The organism is Faecalicoccus sp. LCP19S3_E2 (assembly GCF_052121255.1).
Taxonomy (GTDB): domain Bacteria; phylum Bacillota_I; class Bacilli_A; order Erysipelotrichales; family Erysipelotrichaceae; genus Faecalicoccus.
This window is the reverse complement of record NZ_JBQKEP010000006.1, coordinates 87,958-103,198: the sequence shown is the minus strand read 5'-3', so window position 1 is coordinate 103,198 and position 15,241 is coordinate 87,958. Positions and strand designations below refer to the sequence as shown.

At 34.4% G+C, this 15,241-nt stretch carries 15 protein-coding genes; all 15 read left to right on the top strand.

Going from position 1 to position 15,241, the window contains the following annotated elements:
- The first annotated feature begins 9 nt into the window (after nt 1-9).
- Entirely contained in the window at nt 10-759 is a 750-nt protein-coding gene (locus ACTQX6_RS07360) for a glucosamine-6-phosphate deaminase (RefSeq protein WP_441657391.1), read from the top strand.
- A 61-nt stretch (nt 760-820) separates the two neighbouring features.
- Nucleotides 821-1,867 carry a 5-dehydro-2-deoxygluconokinase gene (gene iolC, locus ACTQX6_RS07355; protein WP_272002478.1) on the top strand — a complete coding sequence of 349 codons (1,047 nt, stop codon included), beginning with the start codon at nt 821-823 and terminating at the stop codon, nt 1,865-1,867.
- Nucleotides 1,855-3,777: a 3D-(3,5/4)-trihydroxycyclohexane-1,2-dione acylhydrolase (decyclizing) gene (iolD, locus tag ACTQX6_RS07350; RefSeq protein WP_195222578.1), complete on the top strand. Its 1,923-nt coding sequence runs from the start codon at nt 1,855-1,857 to the stop codon at nt 3,775-3,777. The genes iolC and iolD overlap by 13 nt, the downstream gene beginning before the upstream one ends.
- Nucleotides 3,778-3,787: 10 nt before the next feature.
- Nucleotides 3,788-4,603: a 5-deoxy-glucuronate isomerase gene (locus ACTQX6_RS07345; protein ID WP_229035664.1), complete on the top strand. Its 816-nt coding sequence runs from the start codon at nt 3,788-3,790 to the stop codon at nt 4,601-4,603.
- Between the two features lie 2 nt (nt 4,604-4,605).
- The gene (locus ACTQX6_RS07340) at nt 4,606-5,754 is read left to right on the top strand and encodes an iron-containing alcohol dehydrogenase (RefSeq protein WP_195222580.1); all 1,149 of its coding nucleotides are present in this window, start codon (nt 4,606-4,608) and stop codon (nt 5,752-5,754) included.
- Between the two features lie 131 nt (nt 5,755-5,885).
- Nucleotides 5,886-6,695 (top strand): hypothetical protein, encoded by an 810-nt coding sequence (locus ACTQX6_RS07335; RefSeq protein ID WP_272002491.1) that lies wholly within the window; start codon nt 5,886-5,888, stop codon nt 6,693-6,695.
- A gap of 201 nt (nt 6,696-6,896) precedes the next feature.
- Nucleotides 6,897-8,843, top strand: a complete 1,947-nt coding sequence (locus tag ACTQX6_RS07330; protein WP_272002494.1) for a BglG family transcription antiterminator — start codon at nt 6,897-6,899, stop codon at nt 8,841-8,843.
- A 143-nt stretch (nt 8,844-8,986) separates the two neighbouring features.
- The gene (locus ACTQX6_RS07325) at nt 8,987-9,847 is read left to right on the top strand and encodes a sugar phosphate isomerase/epimerase family protein (protein ID WP_195223155.1); all 861 of its coding nucleotides are present in this window, start codon (nt 8,987-8,989) and stop codon (nt 9,845-9,847) included.
- A 15-nt stretch (nt 9,848-9,862) separates the two neighbouring features.
- Nucleotides 9,863-10,738, top strand: a complete 876-nt coding sequence (locus tag ACTQX6_RS07320; RefSeq protein WP_195223156.1) for a class II fructose-bisphosphate aldolase — start codon at nt 9,863-9,865, stop codon at nt 10,736-10,738.
- A gap of 5 nt (nt 10,739-10,743) precedes the next feature.
- On the top strand, nt 10,744-11,217 hold the full coding sequence (locus ACTQX6_RS07315) for a PTS sugar transporter subunit IIA (protein WP_195223157.1): 474 nt from the start codon (nt 10,744-10,746) through the stop codon (nt 11,215-11,217).
- A 21-nt stretch (nt 11,218-11,238) separates the two neighbouring features.
- Nucleotides 11,239-11,535 (top strand): PTS fructose transporter subunit IIB, encoded by a 297-nt coding sequence (locus ACTQX6_RS07310; RefSeq protein WP_195223158.1) that lies wholly within the window; start codon nt 11,239-11,241, stop codon nt 11,533-11,535.
- A 17-nt stretch (nt 11,536-11,552) separates the two neighbouring features.
- The gene (locus tag ACTQX6_RS07305) at nt 11,553-12,596 is read left to right on the top strand and encodes a PTS fructose transporter subunit IIC (protein ID WP_195223028.1); all 1,044 of its coding nucleotides are present in this window, start codon (nt 11,553-11,555) and stop codon (nt 12,594-12,596) included.
- 17 nt (nt 12,597-12,613) lie between these two features.
- Nucleotides 12,614-13,528, top strand: coding sequence for a cupin domain-containing protein (locus tag ACTQX6_RS07300; protein WP_195223027.1), 915 nt, complete (start codon nt 12,614-12,616; stop codon nt 13,526-13,528).
- Nucleotides 13,529-13,584: 56 nt separating this feature from the next.
- Nucleotides 13,585-14,034, top strand: a complete 450-nt coding sequence (locus tag ACTQX6_RS07295) for an RpiB/LacA/LacB family sugar-phosphate isomerase (RefSeq protein ID WP_168966446.1) — start codon at nt 13,585-13,587, stop codon at nt 14,032-14,034.
- Between the two features lie 195 nt (nt 14,035-14,229).
- On the top strand, nt 14,230-15,240 hold the full coding sequence (locus ACTQX6_RS07290) for a dihydroxyacetone kinase subunit DhaK (RefSeq protein ID WP_441657390.1): 1,011 nt from the start codon (nt 14,230-14,232) through the stop codon (nt 15,238-15,240).
- The last annotated feature ends 1 nt before the right edge of the window (nt 15,241 follow it).

The window sequence follows — 15,241 nt, the reverse complement described above, 5'->3', positions numbered from 1 at the left end:
AGGATAAAAATGAAAATTGTTGTTGAAAAAGATTATGAATCCATGAGTAAAGCGGTTGCTGATCATATCATTGAAACGATTAAGAAAAAACCGAATGCATTGATTGAACTTCCTGGTGGAGATACACCATTAGGAATATTTAAAGAATTAGTGAACGCTTCAAAAACAAGAAATGTTGATTTTTCAAAATGTTTCTTTGTATCACTTGATGAATGGGAAAATCTTGGATATGAAACTAAAGGAAGTTGTAAGCAGACATTATTTGATTATTTATATAAGCAGCTTCCTATTGATTTAGAAAAACAAGTTTGCTTTTTTGATGGTAAAGCCGATTTAGAAAAAGAATGTCAAAGGGTGGATCAGTTTATTTTTGATCATGGAAATCTAGATTTAGCGGTATTGGGTATCGGTATGAACGGTCATGTTGGCTTTAATGAACCGGGTGTCGATGAGAATCAATATTGCACGATTGTACCATTGGATGCTGTTACACAATCTGTTTCTATCAAATATTTTGGTGAACAACTTAATGTTGCACATGGCATTACTTTAGGTTTTAAACATTTTTTAAATGCGAAAGAAGTAATATTGATTGCAGATTCAGAAAGAAAAGCAGATATAGTACAGAAAGTAATTGAAGGACCTTTAAAAAATGAAGTTCCGGCAAGTCTAATACGTAAAGTAAAAAACAGTACCATTTATTTAGATAGACAAGCTTCGAAAAAATTAAAACATCAAAGCCTGGAAGCAGGTTACTGATTCATGCAGGCCTAAGCTCAGTGATTCTTTCATTGGGCTTTTTCTACAGTTGGGAGGAAATATGAAATATTTAAATATAGATGATAAGAGATCATTAGATCTAGTTTGTCTTGGGCGATTGACGATTGATTTGAATCCAATATCTAGTGAAGGGTTTAAACCTTTAAAAGATGTCCATAAATTTGAAAAGTATGTGGGTGGTTCACCGGCAAACATTGCATGTGGAATTACACGTCATGGTCTTAAAGCTGGATTTATTGGAAGAGTGTCTGATGATCAATTTGGAGATTTTGTAGTGGAATATTTTCAAAAACAAGGAATTGATACGTCTCAAATTAAAAGATGTCAACATGGAGAAAAATTAGGATTGACGTTTACGGAAATGCTTTCTAGTACGCAAAGTAGCATTTTAATGTATAGAAATCAGGCAGCTGATCTTCAACTCTGCGTGGATGATATTTCCGAAGAGTATATTGCTTCGGCAAAAGCATTATTGATTAGTGGAACATCTTTGGCTGCATCGCCAAGCCGAGAAGCGGCATTAAAAGCGGTTATGTTAGCCAAAAAGACAAAAACACCTATTATATTCGATATTGATTATCGGGAGTATAATTGGTCATCTAAAGATGAAATCTCCATTTATTATTCTATGGTTGCCAAAGAAGCTGATATTATCATGGGATCTAGAGAAGAATTTGATTTAACAGAAAGGTTGATTCAAATAGGAAATACAGATCATCAAAGTGCAGAATATTGGTTACATCAAAATGCAAAAGTTGTTGTTATTAAACATGGCAAAAAGGGGTCCAATGCTTATTTGACAAATGGTGAATCTCATGCGATAAAGCCTTTTCCAGTAAATTCTCGTAAAGGATTTGGTGGAGGCGATGGGTATGCTTCAGCTTTCTTATATGGTGTATTTAAAGAATGGAATCTTTTAAAATGCTTAGAATATGCAAGTGCCCAGGCTAGTATGATGGTTCGTTCGAATAATTGTTCTGTTGATTTACCAACAATTGAAGAAGTAAAGTCTTTTATTCTGGAAGAAAAAAGAAAATACGGGGAAGATGTTGTAGATTGTAAGGAGAATGAATTATGCCAAGATTGACAGTTGCACAAGCAATAGTAAAGTTTTTAGATAATCAATATGTTGAACTTGATGGAATTCAATATAAATATGTGGAACGATTTTTTACCATTTTTGGACATGGCATTGCTGTTGGGCTGGGAGAGGCCTTAAGTCGCTCCAATCACTCGATTAAAGTCATGCAAGGACGTAATGAACAGGGTATGTGTCATGTTGCTATAGGGTATGCTAAACAAAAAAATAGATTAGGTATAATTCCGTGTGCCTCCAGTATTGGTCCCGGAGCTGCTAATATGGTCACTGCAGCAGCTACTGCAACAGTGAATCATATTCCTCTATTGTTGTTTCCGGCAGATACATTTGCTTCTAGACAACCGGATCCGGTTCTTCAGCAGTTAGAGTGTCCACAGGATCTTAGCATTACCACAAATGATGCTTTTAAGCCGGTATGTCGATATTGGGATCGTATATCTCGTCCGGAGCAGTTGATGACAGCGATGATTCATGCTATGCGAGTTTTAACAGATCCTAGAGATACGGGTGCAGTTTGTATTTCATTGCCACAGGATTGTGAAGGGGAAGTATATGATTACCCAGAGTATTTTTTTCAAAAAAGAATACATAGAATAACTCGTCAAGCTGCTGTTCAAGAAGAGTTGCAAGATGTGATAAATGCTATACTCAAATCAAAGTATCCTCTTGTGATTGTTGGTGGTGGAGTTCGCTATTCTTTTGCGGGAAAGGCAGTAGAGGATTTTTGTCAAAGCTTTAAAATTCCATTTGGAGAAACGCAGGCAGGAAAAAGCACATGCCATAGTAATCATAAATATTGCTTGGGAGGTATAGGTGTTACAGGAACATCCGCTGCTAATCAGTTGGCGCAAAAATCAGATTGTATTATTGCCTTGGGAACAAGATTATCAGACTTTACTACATCTAGTAAGTGGCTATTTCAAAACCCAGATGTTCAGATTGTAAATATAAATATCAATCGGTTTGATGCTGTGAAAATGGACGCAAAATATGCCATTGGCGATATTAAAGTGGTAGTTGAACAGTTAAGTGAAGCCTTAAAAGAAAAGAATTATCAAAGTATGTATGATTTTGAAATAGAGAGGGCAAAAAAGGAATGGGAAATAGAAGTTCAAAAATTAAAGAATTATAATTACAATGCCTATTTTGAGCCATTGATTAAAGACAGAGATCCTCGTACTATTCACGAATTTGTCCAATTGACAAAAGGAGTATTGACTCAAACATCTGCTATTTTAAAAATTCGTGATGAGATAGATTCAGATGCTGTTTTAATAACAGCAGGAGGCTCTTTACCAAGTTGTTTACAAAGATTATGGACAACAGATGCAAGAGATTCCTATCATGCTGAATATGGGTATTCTTGTATGGGCTACGAGTCGGCCGCAGTTTTAGGAGCAAAATTAGCTTCTCCATCTAAGGAAGTTTACACATTGGTTGGGGATGGTTCTTTCCAAATGCTTCATAGTGAAATCGCAACAGCTGTTCAGGAACAAGTTAAAGTGAATATTCTTGTTTTTGATAATTGTGGATTTGGATGTATTAATAATTTGGAAATGACCCATGGTATAGACTCTATTGCAACCGAATTTCGTTATCGTAATGGGCAACAGTTATCTGGAGATTTGATTCCTGTAGATTATGCGAAAATTGGCGAGGCTTTTGGTTTTAAAACATACACGGTACATAATCTGGACGAATTGGAATTGGCCTTAAGAGATGCAAAGAAACAAAAATCATCGGTTTTAATGGATCTTAAGGTTTTACCGAAGACGATGACAGATGGTTATGATGCTTGGTGGAATGTGGGTTTGGCTCAATATTCTGAAAAAAGAGAAGTAGTGGAATGTTGGGAAAATGATGTAAAAAAAGGTAGAGAACAGGCTAGAAAGTATTAGGAGGTTTTTGATGAAAGTATTTGGCTATCCAACATTTGATAGTAATGGCGAAATGATATTGACAACATACGAAAATGAATATTCACATATGAAAATGGATATTCGTGTATATAAATTGAAAGCAGGAGAGAGAAGAAAATTTGGAACAGATTTTGAAGAAGTCGCAGTACTATTATTGAAAGGAAAAGGTTGCTTTTTGATTGAAGGGAAACGATATTCTATTTCTAGGAAAAGTGTTTTCTTGGAAGGCCCATATGCAGCACATATCGCAAAGGATAATGAGATAGAAGTGATGGCTGAGTCTGAAATGGAAATACTAGTGCAAAAGACAAAAAATGATAAGAGATTTTCTTCTAAAGTGTATACACCTAAAGATATTGTATGGGCCTATTCATCTAAAGGTAAGTTCGGTAATGTGGCGAACCGTAGAGTTAATACTATTTTTGATTATGACAAAGAACCTGACAGTAACATGGTATTAGGTGAAGTGTTAAATGATCCCGGAAATTGGTCAGGATATCTTCCACATAGGCATAAACAACCCGAATGTTATTATTTCTTGTTTGATCATCCAGAGGGGTTTGGGGCCAGTTTTGTAGGAGATCAAGTATTTAAAAGTGTAAATCATAGCTTTTCGGCTATTCCTGGAGGAGAGCTGCATCCGCAAGTTTCAGCTCCGGGATATCAAATGTATACATGTTGGATGATTCGGCATTTGGATGGAAATCCTTGGCTTCAAACGGATCGATGTGAAGATGAGGCATTTACTTGGCTACATGATTCTTATTATGATGAAACTACAAACTCATTTCAGAAGGAGGAATAACTATGGCACGAGAATTTATTGTACCGGCAAGGATTATTTCGGGGCATCACGCATTGGAAGAGGCTTGTATTCAATTGGGGCATAAGGCGTTGATTGTAACCGATCCTATGATGGTTCAATTGGGAAATATAGAAGTACTTATAAAAAAATTGAAACAAGACCAAATATTATATACAGTATTTGATCAGATTACCGGAGAGCCTACGGATATGATGATTGAGGCAGGAGTACAGTTTTATAAGGATAATCATTGTGATTTTTTAATTGCGTTGGGAGGTGGTAGCGCAATTGATTCAATGAAAGCAATTGGGGCTATGGTTACAAATAAAGGGAAGATTACGGATTACTTGTATAATGAAATTAAAGAAAACACACCTCCTATGATTGCGATCCCTACAACAGCAGGAACAGGATCGGAGGCAACACAGTTTACGATTATTACGGACACAAAGAATGATATAAAAATGCTTCTTCGAGGGAAGACCTTAATTCCTGATTTAGCAATTATCGATGCTCGATTCTCAATGACGGCTCCTAAAAAGGTTACAGCCGCAACAGGATTGGATGCGCTTTGTCATGCTTTGGAGTCTTATACTTCAAAATTGGCGCAACCCTTATCTATGTCATTTAGTATCTCAGCTTTAAAACGAATTTTTGAATATCTTCCTGTTGCTTATCAAAATGGAACAAATATTGAAGCTAGAGAACAAATGTCACTAGCCGCTTTAGAAGCAGGAATTGCTTTCAACAATTCTTCAGTAACCTTAATTCACGGTATGTCTAGGCCTATTGGAGCTTTATACCATATTCCTCATGGTTTGAGTAATGCAATACTTTTGGAAAAGTGTATGCAGTTTGCGATATGTGGTGCTTATCAACGCTTTGGTGATTTGGCAAAAGAAATTGGTATTGCTTCATCTATGGATTCAGATCAGAAAGCGGCTGAGAATTTGTTGAACAAGGTAAAGGAACTGGTTTCTTTATGTGAAATTCCAAGCTTGCGTGATTACGGAGTATCACCGGACAATTTTTTTAAAAATATTCCCAAGATGGCAGAAGATGCAATGAATAGTGGATCACCGGCAAACACATTAAGAGATTGTACGATTCAAGACATTGAGGCGTTATATCATCAAATCATAAATGATTAGAATTCATATAGAATCTATTGAAAATTAGGTTCCGGTATGTCAAAATAGTAATAACAAGCATGTTACTACTTTGTAGGCATTAGCTCAGCTCATTTTTGAGTTGGGCTTTTTAACATTTAGGAGGTTGTGTAATGAATTTTAGACAAAGTTTAAATGGAACTTTGGATTCCAATAGAACAATTAACAGATATGATAAACTGAATCAGAAGACAAAAGCTATTAGAAAACAATGCTGGAAAAGATTGCTGTATTCTTTATTTTTAGGAAGTTTCTTAACTATTTTTTTTAACTTCATTACCTCAGTGGTAGGTTATGGAGATGCTATGAGAAGCTTAGCATGTACAGTTATACAATATATTTTAATTATTTTTATCAATAACTTGATGTTTTCTTCTTTTATGAGTTGCATAAGCCAAAAATGTAAAGAATCAGTTTTTATCCATTATATTCACTTTTTAGTTCCACAGTTGGTTTGTGGATTAATTTTAACAGTAATTCAAATCATCATTACAAATTTATTAAGTACATTTGCTTTTTTTGATTCCCACATTTACATAGTAATCTCCTTGATTATATCCTTATATTTTACTTTGATGAACGCAATGGTCTCCTATCAAATTTTTAAGGAAGAAAAATCAATATCAACGATTCTAAAAAAAGCTTTTCAAATTTTAAAAAACTATTGGAAGGAACTATTTCTTTTGTCTTTAATGTTTATCACGTGGTCTTTTTTTGCGAATATTATAGTGTCCCAATTAATTTATGAAGTAATGCAAAGTGTGAATTTTACTGGTAATGTGTTTCATGTACTTCTTTATCTTCATGAATATTCTCTATTATCAATTGTTGTTTTGTTTTATATAATTAACTTTTTATTTGGAGGCTTTTTGGAAATTAAGGTGTTGTTGGCAGCTGCTTTTTTAGTAAATAATAGTGATTAGTGTTTAGATATTAGTTTGTAATCCTTTTTAAGCAATCGAACATAAAGATAATTTCCAAGTTTAGTCAATCTACGCATTTAATTAAGGTGCGATTTAAAGGTTGACTTTATCTCTTAATTAAATAGAATCTAAATTGAGTCAGATTGTGCTGTTAATAGCTAATATTTGCGAAAATGATAAATTAAAATGGAGTTTCATAATATGGAATATGTAACTGAAAAAATAATACGATATGTGTTATCACAAAATGAATTTAAAACAGCCAAACAAATAGCTGCCAATATAAATGTATCTGAAAGCTCAGTAAAACATAATATAGCAGAGGCAAAAATGATTCTTTCAAAAGTCGGTGGCAAATTATTATCAGTTCCGGGTAAGGGCTTTATTCTTGAGAGTAGTTCATCCGATATAGAAATACTAAAAGATGAAGTGTTTAAATTAATTAATCAATCCGATTCTTACGTATATAGGCAAAATTATATTTTGAACATTCTTTTTATGAAAAAGTCCAATTACACAATCCAAATTTTCGCTGATGATCTAGGTGTAAGTAGAAATACGATACTATATGATTTAGAATCTATTGAAAAGTGGTTAGACTTTTATAACATTAAATTAATGCGAGTGCGAAATTTTGGCTTAACAGTAGAAGGCGATGAGTTTGACATTCGCGAAGCTATTATGGATAGCAATAAGCAATTAATGGAATTTACAAGTATTGATATAGATAGACCTGACAATTTTGATTTACGCATATCCAAAACTTTTTTTAATTATTTTAGTAAATTTTATTCAGATTCAAATTTGTATAATTTACAAAATTTATTAAAGAAAGCAGAAGAAAGACTAAACACACATTTTGCAGATGCATCGTTTATTCAATTAATCGAATATTTAGCAATTTTAAAGCGAAGAGTGAACGAAGGAAACATTATTGTCAAAAAAAATATACTTAGTAAGTATAAAAGTAGTTATGTAGAATATTCAGTTGCAAAAGATTTAATATATACTTTATTTCCTATTACAGATAAATTTTTAACTATGGAAATTCATTGTCTTGCCATACAATTTACCTTATACGGCTGTTATGATAGGGCGAGCCGTGGAGTTTATGAAGAAGAATATTATATTGGTTTAGCAGTTACATTATTAAAAAACATACAAAATGTTGCGCAAATTGAAATGTCTTTGACAGATGATATGATTACAAATATTGCTAATTTATTCATTAAGAAGCAAATTCGTGAGAGTTATCAGCCAGTTCCAAATAAATATTTGATTAATGATATTAAAACAAATTTATCGAGTATATATGGTGTTGTACTAGCGAATATGCGGCTTATGGAAGATAGTTTTCATTTTACTGTAAAAGACACAGATGTAGCATATATAGCAATGTTGATTGATAATGCAAAAATTGAGAAGAAAGAACTGGTCAAAACATTGTTTATCACTTCATTTGATAAAAATATATCTGTATATTTAAAGAATAAAATTGAACGAAATGTGCATAATATCTCTATCATAAAAATTATGGAATTTGAAGATTATAATGTTGAATCTTTTAAAGATTATGATTTAGTTTTAACCACTGTTCTAATGGACAATCAAACGCCAATAAAAATTTCCAGAAGAGTAGATCAAGTAGATTTAGATAGAATACAAAGAGCAGTAAATGAAAAAATACAAAACAGATATAGAATGACGATATATAAGCAGTCGCTTTTTGACGAGAATCTCATTCTTGTTAATCACATATTTAAGAAAAAAGAAGATGCAATTAAAGCTGGTTGTGCACTTTTAGAAAAATTTAATTATGTTACTAAAGATTTTTATAATGTCTTAATTGAACGTGAAAATATTGTGCCGACTACCATTGGTAAAGGAATTGCAATGCCACATGGATTTAAGAAAGGTGTTTTGAAAAGTGGTGTTGCCATCATAAAATTGAAAAATCCGCTTGAATGGAATGAAAAAGATAAAGTGGATTTAATTTTTATATTTGCTATCAATCTTGATAATCGTAAAGAAGTGATGACTTTGTTCCAAAACTTTTACAGATTGGTCAGTGAAGATGGGAATTTAATCAATATTAAAAATTCTACAACATCGGCAGAATTATTGGAGTACATCAAAAATGCAGAGTAAGAGATATGGTGAATTGGCCATATCTTTTTTTTGTATGAGAACTCGTGCAAAATCGGGATTTATGAGCTATGGCTGAATTACATATTGTTTTTTAAAATGAAGATGTAAATAAAAGCGCTTTTAAAAGAGATTGGAGGTATAAGATGGACATAACATTTGGAGTAGACAGCTTTATTTGGACAGAAAACTTTTTAGAGAAGGATCTCTGGGTAATAAAAAAAGCAGAAGAATTAGGATTTAAAGTAATAGACTTTGCCATTGCTCATCCAGAAACATTCCCAACCGAAAAAGTAATTGAAGAATTGAAAAAAACAAGTTTAATCCCTGTCACTACCACAACTTTAGATGATCAAAGAAATCTTCTTTCAGAAGATGCTCGTATTCGGGAAAATGGCGTTAGATCCATGAAGTTACTAGTAGATATTAATAAAAAATTAGGAAGTAAAATTCTTGGAGGAGTCAATTATGCCGGATGGGGATGCTTATCCGGAAAACCAAGAACAAATGAGGAATGGAGCAACTCAGTTAATGCAATGAAAGAAATTTGTGAATATGCACTTCAAGTATATCCGGATTTAAACATTTGTGTGGAATGTGTAAATCGATTTGAAACGCATTTTTTAAATATTGCTGAAGACGCGGTTCAATATTGTAAAGATGTAGGAACATCAAACATAAAAGTACATTTAGATTGTTTTCATATGATTCGAGAAGAAAAAAGTTTCTCAGGCGCTGTCAAAACCTGTGGAAAGAAATATCTGGGATATGTGCATGTTAACGAAAATGATAGAGGCATTCCCGGTACTGGATTAGTACCTTTTCCTGAATTGTTTAATGCATTAAAGGAAGTAGGGTATGAAGGTCCTTGTACCATCGAAAGCTTTGATCCAAGTTTTAAAGAACTGAATTCCAATTGCGCAATATGGAGAAGCTTTGCTCCGACTGGAGAAGCTTTAGCCATAGAAGGCTTAAAAAATTTAAAAGAAATTGCTAGTTCAATTTAAGGGAGGATAAGAAAAATGTTAGTAAATATGAAAAAAATATTAGAAGATGCTGAAAAAGGAGGATATGCAATAGGTTGTATTAATACGCCGAATGTCGAAACTCTTAGAGCAGTTATTGGCGCAGCTGAAGATTTAAATGTCCCAATTATTATTGATCATGCGCAGGTTCATGATTCATTGATTCCAATTGAAGAGATTGGTCCGAAAATGGTTGAATATGCTAAAAAAGCAAAAGTACCAGTATGTGTTCATTTGGATCATGGAAGTGATTATAACTTTGTCATGAGGGCTATTCGTTGTGGTTTCACATCAATTATGTATGACCTTAGTGCTCTACCTTTTGAAGAAAATATGGCTAAGTTAAAAGAGTTTACTAAAATTGCGCATGACTTGGATATTACTGTAGAAGCAGAATTGGGGATTATGACATCTACGGAAGAAGACTCTCATGGTGGAGTTACAACTGGATGGACACATGAAACAATCAAAAAAACTTTTACAGATCCTGAACAAGCTGCTGAGTTTGCAAGAAATACAGGTGTAGATGCTTTAGCGGTATGTTTTGGAACCGCGCATGGAATTTATGCAGAGCCACCAATCCTAGATATTGAAAGAGTGAAAGCAATTCGCAAAGCTATGCCAAAAGAAACTAGAGTTGTTATGCATGGCGGAAGTGGTGTAGATGCTGACCAGGTTCAAGCTGCAATCAGTGCCGGATGCTCTAAAATTAATTACTATTCTTATATGGCCAAAGCTTGCAGCAAGCATGTGTATGAAGAATTGGAGAAGAAGAATGGAAATGCATTTTGGCATGAAGTTCAAGAAGATGCGTATGAGTTCATGAGAGGATATGCAAGAGAGGTGTTAACTGTATTTAAAAATGGGAAGTAGTTATCATGAATAAATTATGTCTTTCGCAAACACTTGTTAAAAATGCAGTTGTTCTTGACCATGAACCGTTTCATAGTAAAGAAGAAATGTTTGAGATGATGGCTGATAAGTTTTTGGAGGCGGGAATTATTTCAAATAAACAGTCTTATATAAATGCACTTGAATATAGAGAATCTATCGGGTCAACTTATATGGGAAATATGATTGGGATGCCACATGGAAAGTGTGATGAAGTACTAAAGTCTGGAATCGGATTTTGCCGTTGTAAAGAGCCGTTTGTTTATGAATCTCATGGAGAGTCTGGAGAAGTAAAATATATTTTTATGTTAGCTATACCAGGTTCGCAATCAGGCGAAGAATATATGCGTGTGCTGGCTAATCTTGCAGGTTTATTGGTTCATGATGATTTTCTTCAAATTCTTAGCAAGTGTACTGATTACGATAACTTAATAGAAAATATCGAAAACTATAATAAATGATTGAAAGAAAGGACAATAAGTATGAAAGTAATTGCCATTACCTCTTGTGCAACGGGTATAGCACATACTTATATGGCTGCTGAAGCTATAAAAAAAGAATGCAAAAGAAGAGGATATTTGTGCAAAGTGGAAACACAAGGTGCATTAGGAATTGAAAATAAATTAAAAGAGTCAGATATCGAATCTGCAGATTTGATTGTTTTTGCTAATGATGTGGGTATTACTAAAGCAGAAAGATTTAATACATATAAAGATAAAATCATAAAAGTTACGCCACATGAAGTAATAAAAAATCCAAAGATTATTTTTGGAGAATAGAGTTTAGGAGATAATATATGAAAAATACTTTACAGGAGATTAAAGAATCCCTTTTAACTGGTGTATCATACATGCTTCCATTCGTAATTTCTGGAGGTATCTTGATTGCAATTGGATTTTTGATTGGTGGTTATAATATTCCAAACGATGTAGCGCAAGGCGGAAATTTTGCTTCAACAATTTTTTGGTTAGGGAAAGCTGCTTTTGGATTAATGGTACCTATTCTTGGAGCGTTTGTTGCTTACTCTATTGCTGATAAGCCAGGAATTGCAGTAGGAATGGTCGGCGCATGGATGGCAACGGACCCATGGGGCCTAGGTCAAGCTTCTGGTTTTCTTGGAGGATTGTTAGCAGGTATTATTGCAGGATACTTGACTAATCTTTTGAAGAAAATTCCGGTCCCTGCTTCTCTTCGCTCACTATTGCCGACTTTAATTATCCCTGTTTTGGGTGTAGGAATTATCGGTCTATTAATGTATTACGTAATAGGATGGCCTATTGCAGCTTTAACAGGAGCATTGACTGATTTCTTAAATAATATGGGAACAGGAAATATGCTTATTTTAGGAATTGTTCAAGGTTGTATGTTAGCTTTCGATATGGGAGGTCCTTGTAATAAAGTCGCATATGCATTTGCTTTAGCGGCGATGGATACAGGAAATTTTATGCCTATGGCTGCTAACTTTATCGGATCTATGACTCCACCTTTAGGATTGGCAATTGCTATTCTTGTATCAAAAAACAAATTTAATGACGCTGATAGAGCGGCAGTACCGGGTTTAATTGCAGGTGCTTTAGCGATGATTACTGAATTTGCTATTCCATTCGCTGCTGCTAATCCTTTACAGGTAATTCCTTCTTTAATGGCTGGTTCAGCTGTTGGATGTGCTTTATCTTATATGTTTGGATTAACTATGCAGGCGCCTCATGGCGGGTTATTTGTTATCTTTGCATTAAACAATATTATTTTGTTCTTAGTGGCCTTGTTAATAGGCGGCTTAGTTACAGCAGGTGTTTTGTTGCTATTAAAAAAGCCAGTTGATCAAAGTATTGAAGATTAGTTGAAAGGAGATTCGTTATGGCAAAATTAGTTGATATTTTAGAAAAATTTCCGTTTGCACCGGAAGATAAAAAACCTATATTGATTCATAAATGGGAGTATTCTACTGCTCTTTATCCACCTAATGATGCAACTACATCAGATAATACTTTTACATTAATATCTACAGATACATTTATGTTGGGTATATATGAATTAGGTCCCGGAGGTGTATTTGCTCCACTAGATATTCATCCTGGAGATGAATCATATTATATTCTTGATGGTCCTGTTGTTCAAAGAAGTGGAAATGGACAATTTGCTTATTTGGAAAGAGGAGAAGGTTTGTTTATGCCAGAAGGTGCATGGCATTGCTGTCATAATTTTTCAGATAAAAAGACTAGAATTTTATATTTTATTACACCTAAGGCATGGAGCGAAGAAATTCCACCGGCAGTTATACCTTCTGATGAGGAAACTAAGTTTTATAAAGGTCCAAACAATGACAAGTTGCCAAATATGAGAGGAAAAATCAAAGATATTTCCAGACAAGGATGTACCGATGATATTGGGCATTGGCCTGTTGATGCCAAGGAAGCTAGAGAAACAGGTGCCGTTTATGGAGTTCGGGACTTTGAAAAGTTAAATAATATTCATGGAACAAAACACCCAATGCTAATGCGTTTTATAACGAGTAATGATTATGGGCACTTTGGTGAATTTATTTTACCTGCGGGTGGATATGGCCCTAGATGCTCAGAACCTGATTCTCATGAAGGGGATGCTGCGTTGTTCTGTATTGACGGTCCAGTTACGGTTAATTTAACAGATTTAGAAGAAAGCTTTGTACTGGAAAAAGAAGAAACATTCTTCTTGCCGGCTGGTACAAGATATCAACTTGTAAATTTTGAAAGTGAACCTTGCAAAGTTGTATTTGCGATTACAAAACTATAGTTTTTTAAGAGAAAGGTAAGGTTCCTTTCTCTTAAAATTTTTAAACAGGAGGAAAAATGAAAATTGCTATTGGATGTGATGAAGCTGCTTATAAGTTTAAAGAAACAATCAAACAATATTTAGAAAATAAGGGCTATGAAGTTAAAGATGTTGGGGTATATAATGAAGAACCTTCTTTATATGCAGATACTGCCGAAAGATTGTGCAAAGAAATTACAGCAGGTGCGTGTAAAAGAGGGATCCTATGTTGTGGTACAGGAATCGGCATGGCGATTACTGCTAACAAGATTCCGGGTATTCGCGCAGCGGTAGCTCATGACATGTTTTCATTGGAAAGAATGATCAAAAGTAATGATTGCCAGGTGTTATGTATGGGAGCGCGAATTATTGCACCTCAATCTGCTGAATTACTATTGGATAGATGGCTGGAGATTGAATTTAAAGATGGTCCAAGTACTCCAAAAATCAATAGAATCATGCAAATTGAAAAACGCTATCATCATTAAAATTTGAATTATGTATGACCGAAAATATTTAATGGAAAGGTGTTTATGTATGATGATTGTGTATTTGGAACTATGGAAATATATAGGATATATTTATAAAAAAAGCGCAATCACCGTCCAAAGTCGAAAGCACTTCATGAATGGATTCCTTTTAAATCCAATCTTATTTTAACACTATGAAAGAGAGAATGAACTATGCAAAGAATAATCAATGATCCTAATCTGGTTGTGGAAGATATGCTGGAGGGGTTTTTAAAATGTCATAAAAATTTGGTTCATGTGTCTAAAGAAAATCCAAGAGTTATTGTATCAAATTTTGTCAAAGATAAGAAAAAAGTCGGAATTGTAACTGGGGGTGGAAGTGGACATAAACCAGCGTTTATTGGCTATTGTGGAAAGAATATGGTGGATGCCGTTGCAGTCGGTGAAATTTTTTCCAGTCCAACCGCAAAGAGCTTTTATGATTGTATCAAAGAAGTGGATCAAGGCATGGGAGTAGCCGTACTTTATGGAAATTATGCCGGCGATAACATGAATGTCAAAATGGCTAAGGAACTGGCCGAAGATGACGATATTGAGGTTAAGACTGTAGTGGCTAATGATGATGTAGCCAGTGCTTCTAAGAAGGATATTCAAAAACGGAGAGGAGTTGCCGGAGAAATCTTGATGTGGAAAGTCGGTGGCGCTAAAGCAGCGCAGGGTGCAACTTTAGAAGAAGTCATCAAAGCTTCTCAAAAAGCCATTGATAATACTAGAAGTGTTGGAGTTGGACTTTCCCCTTGTACAATTCCTGCAAATGGAAAACCGAATTTTGAAATTAAAGAAGGAACGATGGAGTTTGGAATCGGACATCATGGAGAGCCGGGAATCAAAGTTGAACCACTATCGGATGCAAAGGGAATGGTTGTTGAAATGGTGCCTCTAGTATGTGATGATATTCCATATCAGGAAGGTGATGAAGTTGTGGTGTTGGTTTCAGGGTTAGGAGCTACACCGGTTATGGAACAATATATCTATTTTAATGAGGTAGAGAAACTGTTGAAACAAAGAGGTCTTAAGATCTATAAATCCTATGTGGGAAATTATTTCACATCTTTGGAAATGAATGGAATCACATTGACGTTGATGAAAGTCGATGAGGAATTGAAAGAATGCATGGATATGGAAGTAGAAACCATGGGGCTGACTCAATTGGGAGGAAAGTAGA